We start from the raw sequence: 15,677 nt of genomic DNA, 5'->3' as shown, positions 1-15,677 counted from the left end.
TATGGCTCAAAGGGAATACCCGGATGGATTGGACCCAGCGCCTTCGGCTGCGCAACCTGCAGATGCTGCTTAGCCTCGCGCAGACCGGCAATATGAGCCAGACGGCCGTCGCGCTCAGCACCACGCAACCGGCCCTGTCGAAGTGGCTCAAGGAACTCGAAGACGACATCGGCCTGCCGCTGTTCGAGCGCCACGCGCGCGGCCTGCGGCCCACGCCCTACGGCGAATCGATGATTGCCCACGCCAGGCGCATCGAGGCGCACCTGGATAGCGCCCGCGACGACATGCAGGCCATGCGTGAAGGCGGCGCCGGGCTGGTGGTGATCGGCACCTCGGGGGCTTCCGCCGCCGATACCGTGCCCCTTGCCGTCACCTCGCTGCTGCAGCGCATGCCGAAAGCCCAGGTCCGGCTGGTCGAAAGCACGATGAACCTGCTGATGGCACAACTGGCGCGGGGCGAGGTCGATATCGTAGTGGGCCGCTCTGCCCCGGAACTGCAGGACGGGCAGATGCGCACCGAGGCGCTCTACATGGAGCCGATCCATTTCGTGACGCGCCCGCGCCATCCGCTGTTCGAGATGGCCGAGACGGCCTGGAGCGACCTGCGTGCGTACCGGTGGATCGTCTGGCCGCGCGGCACGCCGATCCGCAATACGCTGGAGTCGGCGCTGAACGCGGCTGGCGAGAGCATGCCGGGCGACTGCGTGGAGTCGAACTCGGTCATCCTCAACCTGACCTTGCTCAACCACAGCAATATGATCGGCGTCGCCTCCCACCGGACCGCGCGCCGCCTGGAGCAGCTCGGCGCCCTGCGCATCCTGCCGCTGCGGCTGGCCGGCTTCGGCTCGGTGTCGATGTACTGGCGCGACGACAGCTTTGCCCGCACGGCTGTCAGCGCCGCGTTAGACGCCTTGCGGCGCGCGGCGGTCCGATCGGTCGGCGACATGACCGGCGATGAGGGCGGATAGCTGCAGGCGCCTTCCTTTATGCGCTGCACTATGCCATGGCACCGCCTTGCATGTCTCATTGGTCACTAAATTTCCGTTTATGGAAACTATTGCCTTTGGTAGTCGTCATGCCTGATAGTTTCGCCAAACGGAAACTATATTGACTTTTCCCACGGCGAATTCTAAAGTTTCCATATTCGGAAACAATGCACCGGGATTCCCTCCGCGCGGCCCATGTTTCCGCAAGACGAAACAATAATCGTTGAAGCTCGTTGAAGCTCGTTAAAACCAGGAAGCCTCAAGCCCTATGCCGCGCCAATTGCCAACCGCCCTGCCCCCCGTCCACCCGCGGATCGCCAGTCTCGACGCACTCGGCGCGCTCGTCCGTCATCGCCGGCTCAAACAGCAGCTCCGGATCGACGACGCCGCGAGCTTTTGCGGCGTATCGGCGAACCTTCTGTCACGGCTGGAGAATGGCCGCCCCGTCCAGACCGACAAACTCCTGCTAGTCCTTTCCGGGCTGGGCCTTGGCATGATCCTGGGGCCGAAGGCGGCCATCGCGGAAGTCGAGCTACCCGCCACCGCTTTCGAGTGCGCCTGATGGCAACGCATCCGCTCAGCGTCTTCGATGGCTCCGACAAGGTGGGCACCGTCCTGTACGACGCGCTGGAAGACAGCTTCTCGTTTGCCTATGACGAGGCCTGGCGCTCGGCGGCGCACCGCTACCCGCTGTCGCCGGCCATCGCCTTCGATAAACCAGCAAGTTCGGCAAGCCTCAGGCGCTTCATTGAGAACCTGCTTCCCGAAGGCCGGGCGCTGGACATTGCCTCGGTCTACGGCCAGGTCTCGAAGAACAACGTCTACGGCCTGATCCGCCAGCTTGGCGGCGAAACGGCGGGAGCGCTCAGTTTTCATGCCGACGCCCCCCCGAAGGCGCAAGCACGGCAACTGCGCGAGATCTCCGTCGACGAACTGAACCAGCGCATCCGCGATCGGGAGCAAGTGCCTTTCACTGTATGGGACGGGCGGGTTCGCTTGTCCATCGCCGGCTACCAGGACAAACTGGCTGTGTTCATGGACGGGGACCGCATCTACCTGGCCGACGGAGCCGGCGTTGCGTCAACCCACATCGTCAAGCCCGAGCCGGTCCATGAAGCGGCCGCCTGCATGGTGGCAAACGAACACTTCTGCATGACGCTGGCCGGCCGCCTTGGCTTGCCCGTTGCGCCGGTGTCGATCCGCCGCATTCCCAGTCCGATCCTTCTGGTCACGCGCTTCGACCGCGTGAAGGAAAACGGAGCGGTCAGGCGCCTGCATATCGTTGATGCGTGCCAGGCGCTGGATCTTCCGGTGAGCTACAAGTACGAACGAAATTTCGGCGCCACCAAGGATGTTGCAGCGATCCGCGACGGCGTCAGCTTCGAACGGCTGTTTTCCTTGCGGGAGAAGACGGTCGACCAGGCCGTCGCCCAGCGCGTCATGCTGCAATGGGCCATTTTCCAGTTCCTGATCGGCAACAGCGACGCACACGGGAAAAACTTCTCGTTCTTCTGCTCGCGCGCCGGGCTGACGCCTACGCCCTTCTACGACCTGGTCTCCGTGGTTCAGTACGATCAGTTCCTGCACGACCTTGCCATGGCGATCGGCGACGCGTTCGACATGGCGGAGGTCACGCCCTATGCCTTGGCGGACTTCATGTCGCGCATCGGCATCCGCAGGCCGACCGCCGTGCGGACCATGACAAGCCTGGCGCGAGCCGCTGCCACCCAGGCGGCAGGGCAAGCCGAGGACCCCGTGTACATCGGAGAAGAGCGCGGCATGGTGCGCGCGATCGCTGCCTTGGTCCAGCGCCAGGCCGACCGCCTGATCGATATGGCGCCGAAGATATTGGCGGTCGACGCAGCCTTGCTGTAGATCCAGGCGCTCCCCTGGCGGCTTGCCAGGCGCCTTCAGCCCCGGGCGCCAGCCGCGCATACCCGGCGCGGCGAGCGTTCACGCCTGGCCGGACCGGAGCGGCGCAACCCGGACCGGGTCGACATGGGTCATCACGTTTAGCACGTCGCGCACCTCCAGCGCGCGCCGGCGCGCCTCCAGGGCAATGGAGTGCCCGGCTTCCACGGTCATCGCCCCATCGATCTCGAGGTGCACATCCGCCAGGATGAAGTCGCCCATCTTGCGTGTCTTCAGGTCATGCAGGCCCAGCACGCCCGGCGTGGCCGCCATCGCTTGCCGGATCGCCTCGACCGTCCGCGCATCCACGGCGCGATCCATCAGGTCATGCAGCGCATCCCACGAGAATTTCCAGCCCATCCTCGTGACTATCAGCCCGACCACCAGCGCCGCTACCGGATCGAGCAAGTGGTAGCCGAGCAGATTGCCGCCAACGCCGACGGCAACCACCAGCGACGATGCCGCATCCGAGCGCGCATGCCATGCATTGGCGACCAGCATGCCGGAGCGCACGCGCTCGGCCACGGCGAGCATGTAGCGGAACAACAGTTCCTTTGCCACCAGCGCGCCCAACGCCACCCAGAGGGCGATGGGCTTGACCGGCTGCAACAGTTCCGGATGCTCCAGCTTTTGCACGGCCGACCACAGCATGCCGGCGCCGACCGCGAGCAGCAGCACGCCGATCGCCAGCGACGCGGCCGTCTCGAAACGCTGGTGGCCATACTGGTGATCGGCGTCCGCGTCCTTGCGGCTGTGGTGGCTGGCAAACAGCACCACGAAATCCGAGACCAGGTCGGACAACGAGTGGATGGCATCGGCGATCAGCGCCTGCGAGCCGGCGAACAGGCCGGTCAGCAGTTGCATGCCGGTCAGCAGGATATTGACCGCCACGCTCACCCACGTGCTGCGGCGCGCTGCCTGGGCCTTGGCTTGGCCGTCCACGCCGGATTCTTCGTCTGTTGTCTCAACTTCCATCGACGTCTCTCAGTGGCGCGGTGGTCCGGTGGATTCATTTCGCGCGGCCGCGCAATGGCAAGGGGCCGCAGGATCGCGCCGCCGCCGTGATTGTGCCCGCCAAACCCTCAGCATGGATAGCCAGCGCATGCGCGGCGGGGAAACCGTGTGTCAGTGCGACATCAGCAGCGCAATCCCGGCATGGCGCATCAGCGTGCGGGTGGTGCCGCCCGTGACCAGTTCACGCAGGCGGGCGTGGCCATATCCGCCCGCCACCAGCAGATCGGCGCGCAAATTGCCCACAGCCTCCAGCAGGAGCTGGCCCACCCGATTGCTGCCTTGCACGGCGTGCATGGCGGCAGTGATGCCATGCTGCGCCAGGTAGTCGCGCAGGCCGGCGTGCGCGCCGGGAACATCGGGCATGCCGTGCGTGCCTGCACGATCGTGCGTGCCTGCTTGATCGTACGTGCTTGCCGCGATCACCGTGACACGCCGGGCCTGGCGCAGCAGGGGCATCGCATCCGCCACCGCCCGCGCCGCTTCCCGTCCGCCGTCCCAGGCAATGGCCACATGCTCGCATGGCAGGTGGCGCACGCCCGGCGGCACCAGCAACACCGGCCGGCCGGCGTTGAGCAGCACATACTCGGCGGTCTGCGCCACCAGCACAGGGACCGACGCCGGCCCGGGCAAGCGGGCCAGGACGACCAGGTCGGCCACCCTTGCCTGCTGGGCCAGGGCCCAGCCGGGCTCGTCCTCGATGACCCTGTGCGTGAAACCCACGCCTGGTGCCGCCTCGTGCATGGCACGATGAAAGGCGGCGCCGGCTTCGGCGCCCTGCGCCAGCAACTGGCGCCTGGCCAGCTCGGCGTAACGCCCGGCTTCCTCGCCCGCCCCGCGGAAGGGCTCGAGCCGCATACCCGTGGCGGTCACGCCGATCACATGGCCCGCCGAGCACCGCGCCAGTTCCGCGGCCAGGCCGACGCGGTCCGCGCAGCCGGGGTCGGCGCCGAGTTCGACCAGCACGGTCTTGAATCCCATGATATTTTCCCTCCGCTTTTTGGAAACGTCCGTGGATATGCTTCGGATATGTTTCAGCTATGCTTCGGACATGCGCAGACGTTCTCCGACCATCCCGGATGCACTTTACCCTGTGCGGCGGCCAGCGTCAGGTTCTCCCTGACTTCGCCCGGATGCGACGGAGCAGCGTTGTATGAAAAAAAACTTCAGGATCCGCTGCCGGATGCCGATAGCTGCATCAGAGCCGAGTCAATGTCCGGCGAACCCAGGCGGGCAAGGCGGGCATTCCCGGTTGTCAGCGACGTTTACCTCACTCATGCCAGACAGAGACAAAGCGCTCAGCATAGCCGACCCGCATCAATTGTTCCGCAATTCGCTTGAGCAAGCCTCCGATGCCGTCTTCGTGCTGGACACGAACAACCGGGTGATCTTCCTGAACGCTGCGGCGGAGGCGCTCTATGGAGCGTCCCGCAAACAGGTCGTCGGCATGGACGTGGACGCGTTCGTGCAAATACTGCCCTGCATCGACGCGAGCGCCTCCGGCATGGAACCCACCCTGGAAGGCGAGCACGCCCGGCCCTGCTCCGCCGCCCAGATCCTGCGGCCGGACGGCGAGCGGCGCTTTGGCTATATCGCGGAGTCCAGCACCCGGCTGGGAGACGTCACGCTGCGCACGCTGCTGCTGAAAATCACGCGCAGCCCGGAGCCTACCTACGAACGGCTGCAACGAAAGGTGTTGCAGGCCATGGTGATGGAGCAGCCTCTCCCGGTCGTGATGGAACTGATCTGCGAGGAAGCACAGCGTGTTGCGCCCTCGGTGATTGCCTCGGTACTGCGGGTCGGCGCCGATGGCCGTATGCACCCGCTGGCCGCCCCCGGCCTGCCGGCGCACTACGCATCGGCACTGGACGGCATCAGCATGGGGCCGGCCACCGGCTCGTGCGGCACGGCAGCCTGGCTGGGCGAGCCGGTGGTGGTCAGTGACATCGCCCACGATCCGCTGTGGGCGGACTACCGCCATCTCGCCCTGCCGCTTGGCCTGGCAGCGTGCTGGTCGCACCCGATCAAGGCAAGCGACGGGCGTGTGCTCGCCACGCTGGCGTTCTACTACCGCACTGTCCGCCAGCCCGACCCCTTCCACCTGCAGCTCGTCGAGGTGTGCGCGTCGCTGTGCAAGCTCGCGTTCGAACGCGAGGAAGCGGCCGAGCGGATCCTGCGGCTCGACCACTACGATTCGCTGACCGGCCTGCCCAACCGCAGCCTGCTGCAAAGGCAGGCCGGCACCACGCTGCTCGCCGCGCGCCAGTCCGGCACCACGCTCAGCGTGCTGTTCGTCGACCTGGACCGTTTCAAACATGTCAACGACTCGCTTGGCCACGCCGGCGGCGACAAGCTGTTGCGCGAAGTGGCTCAGCGCCTGATCGCGCATGCCGGAGAAGCCGCGCTGGTGGCACGGCTCTCGGGCGACGAGTTCGCGCTGGTGCTGCCCGACAGCGACCGCGCCCACACCATCGCCGCAGGCAAGCGCTTGTTGAGCGCGCTGCATCAGCCGCTGCGCATCGATCACGCCAGCATCACGCCCTCGGCCAGCATCGGCATCAGCATGTTCCCCGCCGACGGCGATGGCCTGGAATACCTGCTGCACTGCGCCGAGATGGCCATGTACGACGCCAAGGCTGCCGGGCGCAACCTGTTCCGCTTCTTCAGCATCGGGATGAACTGGGCCGCCCAGGAGCGCCTTGCGCTGGAATCGGCGCTGCGCGAAGCCTTGCTCGCGGAGGACCTGCACCTGAATTTCCAGCCCCAGGTGTTCCTGCGCGACGGCCGGCTCTACGGGCTGGAAGTCCTGGTGCGCTGGCATCACCCGCATTTCGGCGCGGTGCCGCCCGACCGCTTCGTGCCGCTGGCGGAAGACTGCGGCCTGATCGGCGCACTCGATCGCTGGGTGCTGGAACAATCCTGCGCGCAACTCGCCGCCTGGCGCCGGGACGGGCTGTCCGTGCCCACGATCTCGGTCAATATCTCGCCTGCCAGCTTCCGGGACCCGGGGCTGCCGACGCACGTGGCCGAGACCCTGGCCCGCCACGGACTGCCGGCCCAGGCGCTGGTACTGGAGATGACCGAGGGGCTGCTGATGGAGGACGACGCCGGCATTGCCGCGACCGTCGCGGCCATCCACGCGCAGGGCGTGCGCTTGTCGATGGACGACTTCGGCACGGGATATTCCAGCCTTGGCTATCTCAGGCAGTTGCCCGTGCACCAGCTCAAGCTCGACAAGAGTTTTGTGATCGACCTGGAAAGCGACGCGGCGGCGCGCGAGCTGGCCAGCGCCGTCATCCGCATCGGCGACAGCCTGAAGCTCGCGGTGGTCGCCGAAGGCGTGGAAAACGAAGCGCAGCGCCAGTTCCTGCTCTCGCAGGGATGCCATATGGGACAGGGTTATTTGTTTTCCCGCCCGCTGGACGCCGCCGCGGTGGCGCGCTGGATCGTCGCGCCGCGCTCGCCCGAGCGCCAGCCGGCGGCGCCCGGCGACCGGCATTCCAGGCACTGAATACCGCACGATCCCGCCGGCGCGGGAGTACCGGGCCGCTGCCGTGGCAGCCGCGCAACGCCCCACCAGCCGCATGGCCGGCGCGGTCATCGCCCAGCCAGGGATCGGCGGCGCCATTGTGATGGCCACGCGGCTCGCGCGGCACGATCCGTGGCTCGGAAGCAACTGATTCGGCCGCCCGGATCCCAAATGTTCGTGCAGACACATTGCTTTGTATTTGCCCGGCTCGCCGCTACCTACAATCGAAATGTCGGGAGGCACATCCCGTCCATCATCGAGCCAGCAACGCATCATGCAGTACCAAGCAGCAACCCCCACCGCAATCTGCCTGCAGGGCCTGCGCGAGCTTGCCGCCCTGCTCACTGCAGGCTCCCTGCTCCAGTCCGCCACCTTGCAGGTGATCGCCGAATACGAGCGCAATGCCCGGAGTTCCGAGGACGAGTTCTACGCGCGGCGCCACACCTGGGACTAGCCGCGGCATTGCCCGGAACCGGACCGTCCTGGCTGCCAATCAATGCCGGCAGGCCAGCGCAGAGCGCACGCCGGCACCACGCACCAGCGGCAGGATCGTCGGCGTGAGCGATTTCAGCAACTGCACGGACAACGCGCTGGTAAAGGCGTAGCGCGCGGCATAGGGCTCCTGCACATAAGCGGTAATGTTGCCGAAGTAACGCTCGCCCAGGAAGAACACGAAGGTGGCCGATCGGCTGACCACGCGCGAGGAAATCAACCGGCCGCCCGGTCCGAAGACCTCGTAGCGATGGTCGCCGGTGCCGGTCTTGCCGCCGGCCACGATCCCGCTGCTGCCCAGCGCTGCCTTCAGCGAGCCTGCCGTGCCCGAATTCACCACGCCGATCATCGCGTCGCGCACCACCTCGGCAATATCCTCGCTCAGCAGCCGCTTGCCCTGCATGCCCAAGCCGAAATCGGTGGCGTACGGCGTGCCCTGCGCGAATTCCAGGCTGCGCAGCGCGGTGGCCTGCTGGCGCACGCCGTTGCCCTGGATGATGCCCACCAGCTCGGCCAGGGCGGCGGGCCGGTCGCCGGCGGCGCCGATCGCCGAAGCGTAGGACGGCGTGATCGCGCTAAACGGATAGCCAAGCCGCTGCCAGCGCCGCGCGATCTCGCGGAAAGCCTGGCGCTCCAGCTGACTGCGGATGCGGCGCGTCTGGCCGCCGGGGTTGCGGGTCTTGAACAGCCAGGCGTACACCTCCTGGCGCTGGTCCGCGCTGTCGCGCAAGACCTCATCCAGGCTGGCGTCGGGCCGCTGGCGCAGGTAATCCAGCAGCCATAGCTCCAGCGGATGCACCCTCGCCAGGTAGCCACGGTCGTTCAGCGAGAAGCTGGTCGGCCCATATTTGCGGTACAGCGTCGCCAGCTTGTCGTCGGTCAGCCCCACGCGCGGGAAGATGGCGCGCATGGTCTTGTCGAACTGCTCCTGGTCGATGTCGGGATCGATGCTGCGCAGCGTCACCGCCAGCCCCACCTGCGAGAAGCGCCGGTTTTCAAGCGCGCGCTTGACGGCTTCCTGGTGGGTCATGCCGCGATATTTCCCATAGAAAGCGCGCAGGTAGTCGCTGCCCTCCTTGTCGGCGAAGCGCACCAGGTAGGCCCGCCGCTGCGGCGCGGCCGGGTTGTTCAGCCACTCGTCGGCGTCGGGGTGCAACCGGTAGGTCTCGTAGCGCACGATATCCCGCATCAGGCGGATAAAGACCAGGTTCACCGAGTGCTCGAAGCCTTCCCGCACCGGCATGATTTTCATGTTCTCCCAGCGCTCGAAGTTGCTGAACGTCTGCAGCCCGCCGCCGGTAAAGAACGCTTCCCCCGCGCCGCCGGAGTATCGGCGCAGCATGGCGGCCTCCAGGATGGCGCGCCGGCTCTTGTCGGAAGCGGTGAGCAGGTAATTCACCACCCACTGGGTCAGAAAATCGAGCTTGGCCGGCTTGACCTCGCGCAACTGGGCGGGGGACATGTCGACAAATTTCTCGCGCAATTCCGAGATGATCTCCAGGTAGGTCACCAGGGTACGCAGCTTGGCGGTGGAGCCCAGGTTAAGCCGCGCGCCGCGGTTGAGGTCGAACGGCAGGTCCAGGTTGTCGGACTGCACGCGCAGCAGGTTTGCGCCGTCGATCTTTTCGTAGAGCGTGAAGCTGATCGCCAGCTTGCCGGGGTCGTCGCCCTCGCGCAGCAGGTTGTGGCCATACATACCGAAAGCATGGGCGCCATCGCGCGTGCCCGCCTTCAACAGCGCCTCGGTAACGACACGCTGCAAGCCGGTGTTGATGGTGCTGTGCGCCGTCAGGTCGAGGCGGTCCAGCTCATAGCTGCTGCCCAGGTCGAGATAGCGCAGCAGGTCGGTGCGCACGCCGCTCAGGGCCTTGCGCGAGATAAACGAGATCTCCGGCCGATCCAGCGCGGGGGGCGACAGGCGCAGGGGCTGCGCCAGGGCCGCGTCGCGCAGCCAGGGCGGGATGGCGCCGGCGGCCGCCAGCAGGCGCAGGTAGCTATCGGTCAATGCCGCCAGCGCGTCGGTATTGCGGCGCAGGAAATGCGATGGTCCGCGCTGCGCGATGATCAGCGAGAGCGCTTCCTTGAACACCTTCGCCTGCCGTTCGCCGAGTTCGCCCTCGCCCTGGCCCGCGCCAGGTCCCGGCCCTGCCGCATTCGCCAGCAGGCGGTTGGCTTCATCGAAATCCTGCCCGTACCAGGCCCACAGCCCGTCCCCCAGCCCGTTGACCTCGCCCAGGCCCGGACGGGCCGAGAGCGGCACGGAGTTCAGGTAATCGAGCAGGATGCGCTGCCTGGCGGCCACGGTATTCGGCCCGTCCAGATAGGCGCGCATCGACGCGCTGGCCATCTGCCGGAACTTTTCCTTGGGCGAACTGGTGCGGCCCGCCCGCGAATGGCGGAATTTCTCGATCTGCGTGGCAAGGGTGCTGCCGCCGGGAGCATTGTGCTTTTCGTTGAAAAAGCGCATGCCCTGGTCCATTGCCGCACGCGTAAAGCGCCGCACGTCGAGCGCGGGGTTGAGCATGGGAAACTCGGGATCGAGCAGGTCGCGGTTTTCGATAAAGAGCAAGGACTCTACCAGCAAGGCCGGAATCTGGGCGAAGCTGACATAGGTACGGGACGGGTCGGGCCGGGCATTGAACGGCTCGTCATTGCAATCAAGCAAATCCAGGCTGGCATGGGTCTTTTCGTGGTACGGCGCGAACAGCCCGGCATCGGTCAGCTCAAGCATCCGGTCCGACCAGCGCGCCTGGCGTTCGCGCCGAAAACCGCGCGCCTCCAGCAGTTCGGTGAACTGCGGCAAGCGGCTATAGCCGAAGCGCATGTCGTAAGGCCCGTCGTCCGGGAAGCGGATGCGATCGCTCGGGCCGTTCTGCACTTCGAACGCCACGTCCTTCGCGCGCCCGGCGAAATAGCGTGCCTGCAAGCGCGAGGTGGCCAGCTCCTCGCTGACGAAGGCGCACAGGAAATAGACGCAGCCCACGAGCAGCGCCACTACCAGGAGCCTGGGCCAGAGACGTCGACGCACGATTCAGGTCCGTTTGCGAGGAAACCGGGCTTTCCCGGTGCTTCGGCCACCGCAGGCCGCCTGCTGGCAACGATGCCACTGTTCGACCACCTTTGTCACTACGTATACCCTAGTTCAATGGGGCCCAACGCACAAAAATGTGCGCATGCGGCACCACCGCTCCTCCCGCCTGTTCAGCCATATGGCGGCCGCATCCATCAACTGATGCACGAAACGCGGCGATGGCCTGGTTCAACTGCCGCGCCTGGCCACCCAGGGCGGCAGCCCGCATGCGCACCAGGCCTTCGAGCAAGCGCAGGGCGATCGATGTTCCCGACGCCACGTGACCGAGCCCGCTCAGGCTTACAATGCCGGCTCTGCGCCCCCATCCCGCAAGGCCCGCGACCATGACTGCCAATCCCTCCTCCGTTTTCTCACCCGACGAGCAGGAGAGCTTCTACCGCCTCATTGCGTCGCGCCGCGACATGCGTCACTTCATTCCGGGCGCGTCGGTCGACGAGGGCGCCCTGCTGCGCATCCTCCACGCCGCGCACAGCGCCCCTTCGGTTGGCCTGATGCAGCCGTGGCGCTTCATTCGTATCGCCGACCCCGCCCTGCGCGAGGAAATCGCCGCCCTGGTCGAGGCAGAGCGGCAGAACACGGCGCGTGCAATGGGCGAGCGCGACGGCGAGTTCCTGCGTCTGAAAGTGGAAGGCGTGCGCGAATGCGCGGAACTGCTGGTGGTGGCCCTGGCGCCGGACGACGGCACCGTGTTCGGCCGGCGCACCATGCCGCGCGAGATGGCGTTGTGCTCGGCGGCCTGCGCCATCGAGAACCTCTGGCTGGCGGCGCGCGTGGAGAATCTCGGGCTGGGCTGGGTCTCGATGTTTCCTCCCGATGCACTCGCCACCCTGCTGAAGCTGCCGCCGGGTGGCCAGCCAATCGCCATCCTCTGCCTGGGCCCGGTGCAGGCGTTCTATCCCGCGCCGATGCTGGAACTGGAAGGCTGGCGGCAGGGGCGCCCTCTGGAAGCGCTGATGCGCATCGATACCTGGGACCAGCCGGACGCCTGAAGCGCCTGAAGTCCTCTCAGGGCGCTACCGACGGCTCCCGCTTCATGCAACGCAGCACGAAGGTGGAATGGCTGTGCCGCAAGCCCGGCAGCTTGTAGAGCTTGTGGCGCAGGAATTCCTCATAGCCTTCGGTGCCCGCCACCGCCACCTTGATCAGGTAATCGTATTCGCCGGTGAGCAGATAGGCTTCCATCACTTCCGGCAACTCGGCCAGCGCTTCGCCGAAGCGGTCCAGCATGTCGTCGTCGTGCCGGTCCAGCGTGACTTCGATCAGCACGGTATCGGGCAAGCCAAGTGCTTTCTGATTCAGCAGGGCCGCATAACCCTCGATCACCCCGCTTTCCTCCAAGGCCCGCACGCGGTTCCAGCAGGGCGTGGGCGACAAGCCAACCTGCTCGGCGAGCTTGAGGTTGGAGAGCCGGCCTTCGCGCCGCAGCGCACGCAGGATGCGCCGGTCCGTTTCATCGAGTTTCGGGGAGGTTGCCATGGCTTTGGTCACAAAAATAGACAAATTCACCCGTTAATCTATCATGTATAGATGATTCATCTCCAAATAACGCAAATCTGGAGGTAATAAAGAAGCTCATTCTCAGGCCGCGCTGGTAAATTTGCTGCATGAACTTCACCCCCGACTCCACCACCGGTGCCGACGCCATGCCTACCCTGAACCTCGCCCTGCAACTCGAACGCAGCGACCTCTTCGGCGCCATCGAATGGACGCTTGCCAACGCTCGCCGCACCGGGCTGCGTCTGCTGGACATGCGCTTCGGCCACACCGTGGCACCCCACCAGCTCACGCTGTCGGTCGCCGCCTGCGATGCAAACCTGCTGGACCTGTTCGTCAAGCGGCTGGAGAACGGCGCCGATGTGCTTGAAGTACGGGAAATCGCCGCGCCTGTCGCTCGCAGCGTGGCTGCGGCGCGGCCGGATGCCATGGAATCCTCGCTGGCATTCGCCTGAGCGCGCGTTCGCGCTGCTCGAAACGCCGCGTGAAATAAACCAGCCCGGCCTGCTCCCGCAGCCGGTAGAGCAAAGCCGGGCGCCGCCCGGTCTCCTTCTGCGTGCCGAGCGCTTCCGGCGGGCCCGCCGCCAGCAGCGGGTGCGGAATGCTTTCTTCTCCAGCGGCCGGCCCAGCATCGCCAGAGCGCAGGCCAGATTGCCAAGCGCTAAGGCTGCGCTAATTCTTCCTGATTACGCTGAAAGATGGTCGGTGTTCCTGCCCGGAAAGTCGAGATAAGGCATGACGACGCGCATCCCCATACTGATGTATCACCAGATCGACGCACCACCGCCGCGCGGCACGCCAATGCGCGGTCTCGTCGTCGCGCCACGTGACTTTGCCTGGCAAATGCAAATGCTCCGGTTGCTCGGCTTCCGGGGCTTGGCTATCAGCGACCTGTTGCCTTACTTGCGCGGAGAGCGCGCGGGCAAGGTTGCTGGCATCACGTTGGATGACGGCTATCGAAACAATCTTCAGCACGCCCTGCCGGCGCTGCAGCGTTTCAACTTCACCGCGACCTGCTACGCGGTTAGCGGCCTGGTTGGCAAGACCAACCTCTGGGACGCCGCAACCGGCGTGCCTGAAACGCCTCTGATGACAATCGGGGAACTTCGGGAATGGAGCCGCGCAGGCATGGAGGTCGGCGCCCATACGCGCACGCATGCTGACCTGACATCGCTAAACAGGGGCGGCGCTCGCGAAGAGATCGAAGGATCCAGGAACGAGCTGGAGGGTGCGCTGGGCGTGCCGGTTCGGCACTTCTGCTATCCCTACGGCCGCTTCGATACGGCAATTTCGGATCTCGTGCGCGAGGCTGGCTTCGATAGCGCTGTGACCACGAACCGCGGTCGCGCCATTGCCGGTTATGACTTGTTCGATCTTCCGAGGGTGCCGGTCGCGCGCTCCACCCATGCCGGCCAATTCTTGCAGAAGCTGTTCACCGCCTATGAAGACCGCCGAGGCAAGGAGACAAAGGGCGATGATTCATGTTGAGCCCAATGTGGCGCCATCCAGCTCGCCATTGCGCGTGCTAGTCCTCAATTCCCTCCTCAACGGGGGCGGAGTGGATTCGCACACGCTATCCCTTTGCAAGGCACTGGAACTTGAGGGCTGCGAGGTGACGCTGGCAGTTCCTGCTACCGCACGATGGATTGCCGCCGCGCAAGGAATGCACGGGCTCAAGGTCCGGGCCCTGGTTGCCAATCGCATCCTTTGGCCCGCCATCCTGGCGCAATACATCCGGGAGGAGCGGGTACACATCATTCACGCCCACCACGGGCGCGATTATTGGGTGGCGATTCTGGCGTGGATGCTGTCAGGCCGCACGGCGGTGGTGGTTGTGACGCGCCATCTCATGACGAAGCTCAAGGAAAGAACGCGCCGATACCTTGCCGCGTACTCCAGCGTGATCGCGGTATCCGACGCGGTACAGGCTTCCCTGCTGCTTGTGGACCCCGACCACACACTGAACCTCAGGCGTATTTATTGCGGGATCGACACCGGGCGCTTCCGGGCAGTTGCCATGCAGCGCCATCGCATGCGGCTCGCACTGGGACTACCACTGGATGCATATGTATTCGCACTTTTCGGCGGCGCACAACGGCCTGACGGCAAAGGACAGTTCTACTTCGTCAACGCTGCGGCGCAGGTGCTTGCACGACATCCGTGTTCTCATTTCCTGTGCGTCGGCGATGGAGAACTGATCCCGCAATTGCGCGAGGAGGCGGATACCCTGGGCCTGACCGGACACATGCACTTCCACCCGTTCGCGTATGACATCGCGACATTGATGCAGGGAATCGACGTGCTGGTGCATCCGCCCGTCGGCACCGAAGCGCTGGGCCTGGTCATCCTTGAGGCAATGGGCTGCGGCAAACCGGTGATTGCAACAGCCGTGGACGGTATCTCCGAGACCTTTATCGACGGTGAGCACGGCATTCTGGTGCCACCGCGCGATGCCGGTGCCTTGGCCGGGGCGATGGCCAGATTAGCCATGGATCCGGTAGGCGCGGCCCATATGGGACGCCGCGGGCGTCGCTGGGTGAAGGCGAACTTTTCGCTGACGAACCTCGGCCACGAGACCGTTCAGTTGTACCGGGAGTGCCTGTCCGCGGCGCGGCATCGGCGCGGTACATAATCTCGCGGCAGCGAAGGTCCTGCGAAGCAAGCCATTCAGCTTTGCAAAAAAGCGAAGAGGCCCAGCTTGCCTGCCGGCCCGCCGGCCTCTTCCCAAAACTCCCGCGCTCGAGCATTGTCGCAATGGCCTTCGGCCGGGCAACGTAGCCTCCCGTCCTTCGCGCGGGAACTGCTTATTGCTTATTGCTTATTGCTTATTGCTTATTGCTTATTGCTTATTGGCCTTATCGGCGTGGGCACTGGCTGCAGCCTTGTCTGAGTCAGCTTGTCCATCGACTTTTGCCTTGTCCGCCTTGGCCTGCGCCTTCTTTGCATCATGGGTTGCCTTGACGTTCGTCTTGCTGGCCTTTGGCTGCGCGACGTGCTTTTCCTTGTCGGCCTTGGCCTGGTTCCTGGTCGTCTCGCCCTGCGGATGGGCCGCCGAAGCAGGAACGCCAGTCTGCGCGAACACGGTCGTGACGAGCGCGGCAGACGCGAGAGCAGCAAATAGCTTTTTCATGGCATGAACTCCATAAGAATCGTGATATCAACG

At 65.4% G+C, this 15,677-nt stretch carries 14 protein-coding genes; 9 read left to right on the top strand and 5 right to left on the bottom strand.

All coding sequences use genetic code 11. The annotated features are described in order from the left end of the window. The first annotated feature begins 23 nt into the window (after positions 1 to 23). From AC1DQ3_RS21900 to AC1DQ3_RS21890, 3 genes are all read left to right on the top strand, one after another. Positions 24 to 968, top strand: coding sequence for a LysR substrate-binding domain-containing protein (locus tag AC1DQ3_RS21900; protein ID WP_477122255.1), 945 nt, complete (start codon positions 24 to 26; stop codon positions 966 to 968). 286 nt (positions 969 to 1,254) lie between these two features. After that, positions 1,255 to 1,548: a helix-turn-helix domain-containing protein gene (locus AC1DQ3_RS21895; RefSeq protein WP_477122254.1), complete on the top strand. Its 294-nt coding sequence runs from the start codon at positions 1,255 to 1,257 to the stop codon at positions 1,546 to 1,548. Then, entirely contained in the window at positions 1,548 to 2,861 is a 1,314-nt protein-coding gene (locus AC1DQ3_RS21890) for a HipA domain-containing protein (protein WP_477122253.1), read from the top strand. The genes AC1DQ3_RS21895 and AC1DQ3_RS21890 overlap by 1 nt, the downstream gene beginning before the upstream one ends. Before the next feature lie 78 nt (positions 2,862 to 2,939). On the opposite strand, the gene AC1DQ3_RS21885 is transcribed toward AC1DQ3_RS21890, so the two are convergent. Continuing rightward, complete coding sequence (locus tag AC1DQ3_RS21885; protein WP_477122252.1) at positions 2,940 to 3,872, bottom strand: cation diffusion facilitator family transporter; 933 nt, start codon at positions 3,870 to 3,872, stop codon at positions 2,940 to 2,942. Positions 3,873 to 4,022: 150 nt separating this feature from the next. Next, positions 4,023 to 4,889: a universal stress protein gene (locus AC1DQ3_RS21880; RefSeq protein ID WP_477122251.1), complete on the bottom strand. Its 867-nt coding sequence runs from the start codon at positions 4,887 to 4,889 to the stop codon at positions 4,023 to 4,025. Between the two features lie 295 nt (positions 4,890 to 5,184). Between AC1DQ3_RS21880 and AC1DQ3_RS21875 the strand changes: the two genes are divergently transcribed. Beyond that, positions 5,185 to 7,419, top strand: a complete 2,235-nt coding sequence (locus AC1DQ3_RS21875) for a sensor domain-containing protein (RefSeq protein ID WP_477122250.1) — start codon at positions 5,185 to 5,187, stop codon at positions 7,417 to 7,419. A 292-nt stretch (positions 7,420 to 7,711) separates the two neighbouring features. Further along, complete coding sequence (locus AC1DQ3_RS21870; RefSeq protein ID WP_477122249.1) at positions 7,712 to 7,891, top strand: hypothetical protein; 180 nt, start codon at positions 7,712 to 7,714, stop codon at positions 7,889 to 7,891. A 39-nt stretch (positions 7,892 to 7,930) separates the two neighbouring features. On the opposite strand, the gene AC1DQ3_RS21865 is transcribed toward AC1DQ3_RS21870, so the two are convergent. Then, a complete protein-coding gene (locus tag AC1DQ3_RS21865; protein WP_477122248.1) occupies positions 7,931 to 10,957 on the bottom strand; it encodes a transglycosylase domain-containing protein in 3,027 nt (1,008 codons plus the stop codon). A gap of 386 nt (positions 10,958 to 11,343) precedes the next feature. Here AC1DQ3_RS21865 and bluB point away from each other — a divergent pair, with 386 nt between their 5' ends. Then, entirely contained in the window at positions 11,344 to 12,009 is a 666-nt protein-coding gene (gene bluB / locus AC1DQ3_RS21860) for a 5,6-dimethylbenzimidazole synthase (protein WP_477122247.1), read from the top strand. Positions 12,010 to 12,025: 16 nt separating this feature from the next. Here bluB and AC1DQ3_RS21855 read toward each other — a convergent pair whose 3' ends face one another. Next, positions 12,026 to 12,496: an Lrp/AsnC family transcriptional regulator gene (locus AC1DQ3_RS21855; protein ID WP_477122246.1), complete on the bottom strand. Its 471-nt coding sequence runs from the start codon at positions 12,494 to 12,496 to the stop codon at positions 12,026 to 12,028. A 128-nt stretch (positions 12,497 to 12,624) separates the two neighbouring features. Here AC1DQ3_RS21855 and AC1DQ3_RS21850 point away from each other — a divergent pair, with 128 nt between their 5' ends. From AC1DQ3_RS21850 to AC1DQ3_RS21840, 3 genes are all read left to right on the top strand, one after another. Then, a complete protein-coding gene (locus AC1DQ3_RS21850) occupies positions 12,625 to 12,969 on the top strand; it encodes a hypothetical protein (protein WP_477122245.1) in 345 nt (114 codons plus the stop codon). A gap of 280 nt (positions 12,970 to 13,249) precedes the next feature. Next, the gene (locus AC1DQ3_RS21845; protein ID WP_477122244.1) at positions 13,250 to 14,002 is read left to right on the top strand and encodes a polysaccharide deacetylase family protein; all 753 of its coding nucleotides are present in this window, start codon (positions 13,250 to 13,252) and stop codon (positions 14,000 to 14,002) included. Further along, positions 13,989 to 15,146 (top strand): glycosyltransferase family 4 protein, encoded by a 1,158-nt coding sequence (locus AC1DQ3_RS21840; RefSeq protein ID WP_477122243.1) that lies wholly within the window; start codon positions 13,989 to 13,991, stop codon positions 15,144 to 15,146. The genes AC1DQ3_RS21845 and AC1DQ3_RS21840 overlap by 14 nt, the downstream gene beginning before the upstream one ends. A gap of 207 nt (positions 15,147 to 15,353) precedes the next feature. Here the strand turns inward: AC1DQ3_RS21840 and AC1DQ3_RS21835 are convergent, their stop codons facing one another. Further along, positions 15,354 to 15,644, bottom strand: coding sequence for a hypothetical protein (locus AC1DQ3_RS21835; protein WP_477122242.1), 291 nt, complete (start codon positions 15,642 to 15,644; stop codon positions 15,354 to 15,356). Positions 15,645 to 15,677: the final 33 nt, after the last annotated feature.

The organism is Cupriavidus sp. 01T418 (genome assembly GCF_056398885.1).
The sequence above is the reverse complement of the archived record's forward strand: the minus strand, read 5'-3'. Positions and strand labels throughout refer to the sequence as shown.

Coding starts and splice junctions, on each gene's coding strand:
- AC1DQ3_RS21850 (WP_477122245.1), top strand. CDS start 12,625: ATGAACTTCACCCCCGACTCCACCACCGGTGCCGACGCCATGCCTACC.
- AC1DQ3_RS21885 (WP_477122252.1), bottom strand. CDS start 3,872: ATGGAAGTTGAGACAACAGACGAAGAATCCGGCGTGGACGGCCAAGCC.
- AC1DQ3_RS21890 (WP_477122253.1), top strand. CDS start 1,548: ATGGCAACGCATCCGCTCAGCGTCTTCGATGGCTCCGACAAGGTGGGC.
- AC1DQ3_RS21840 (WP_477122243.1), top strand. CDS start 13,989: ATGATTCATGTTGAGCCCAATGTGGCGCCATCCAGCTCGCCATTGCGC.
- AC1DQ3_RS21845 (WP_477122244.1), top strand. CDS start 13,250: ATGACGACGCGCATCCCCATACTGATGTATCACCAGATCGACGCACCA.
- AC1DQ3_RS21900 (WP_477122255.1), top strand. CDS start 24: ATGGATTGGACCCAGCGCCTTCGGCTGCGCAACCTGCAGATGCTGCTT.
- AC1DQ3_RS21895 (WP_477122254.1), top strand. CDS start 1,255: ATGCCGCGCCAATTGCCAACCGCCCTGCCCCCCGTCCACCCGCGGATC.
- bluB (WP_477122247.1), top strand. CDS start 11,344: ATGACTGCCAATCCCTCCTCCGTTTTCTCACCCGACGAGCAGGAGAGC.
- AC1DQ3_RS21880 (WP_477122251.1), bottom strand. CDS start 4,889: ATGGGATTCAAGACCGTGCTGGTCGAACTCGGCGCCGACCCCGGCTGC.
- AC1DQ3_RS21870 (WP_477122249.1), top strand. CDS start 7,712: ATGCAGTACCAAGCAGCAACCCCCACCGCAATCTGCCTGCAGGGCCTG.
- AC1DQ3_RS21855 (WP_477122246.1), bottom strand. CDS start 12,496: ATGGCAACCTCCCCGAAACTCGATGAAACGGACCGGCGCATCCTGCGT.
- AC1DQ3_RS21835 (WP_477122242.1), bottom strand. CDS start 15,644: ATGAAAAAGCTATTTGCTGCTCTCGCGTCTGCCGCGCTCGTCACGACC.
- AC1DQ3_RS21875 (WP_477122250.1), top strand. CDS start 5,185: ATGCCAGACAGAGACAAAGCGCTCAGCATAGCCGACCCGCATCAATTG.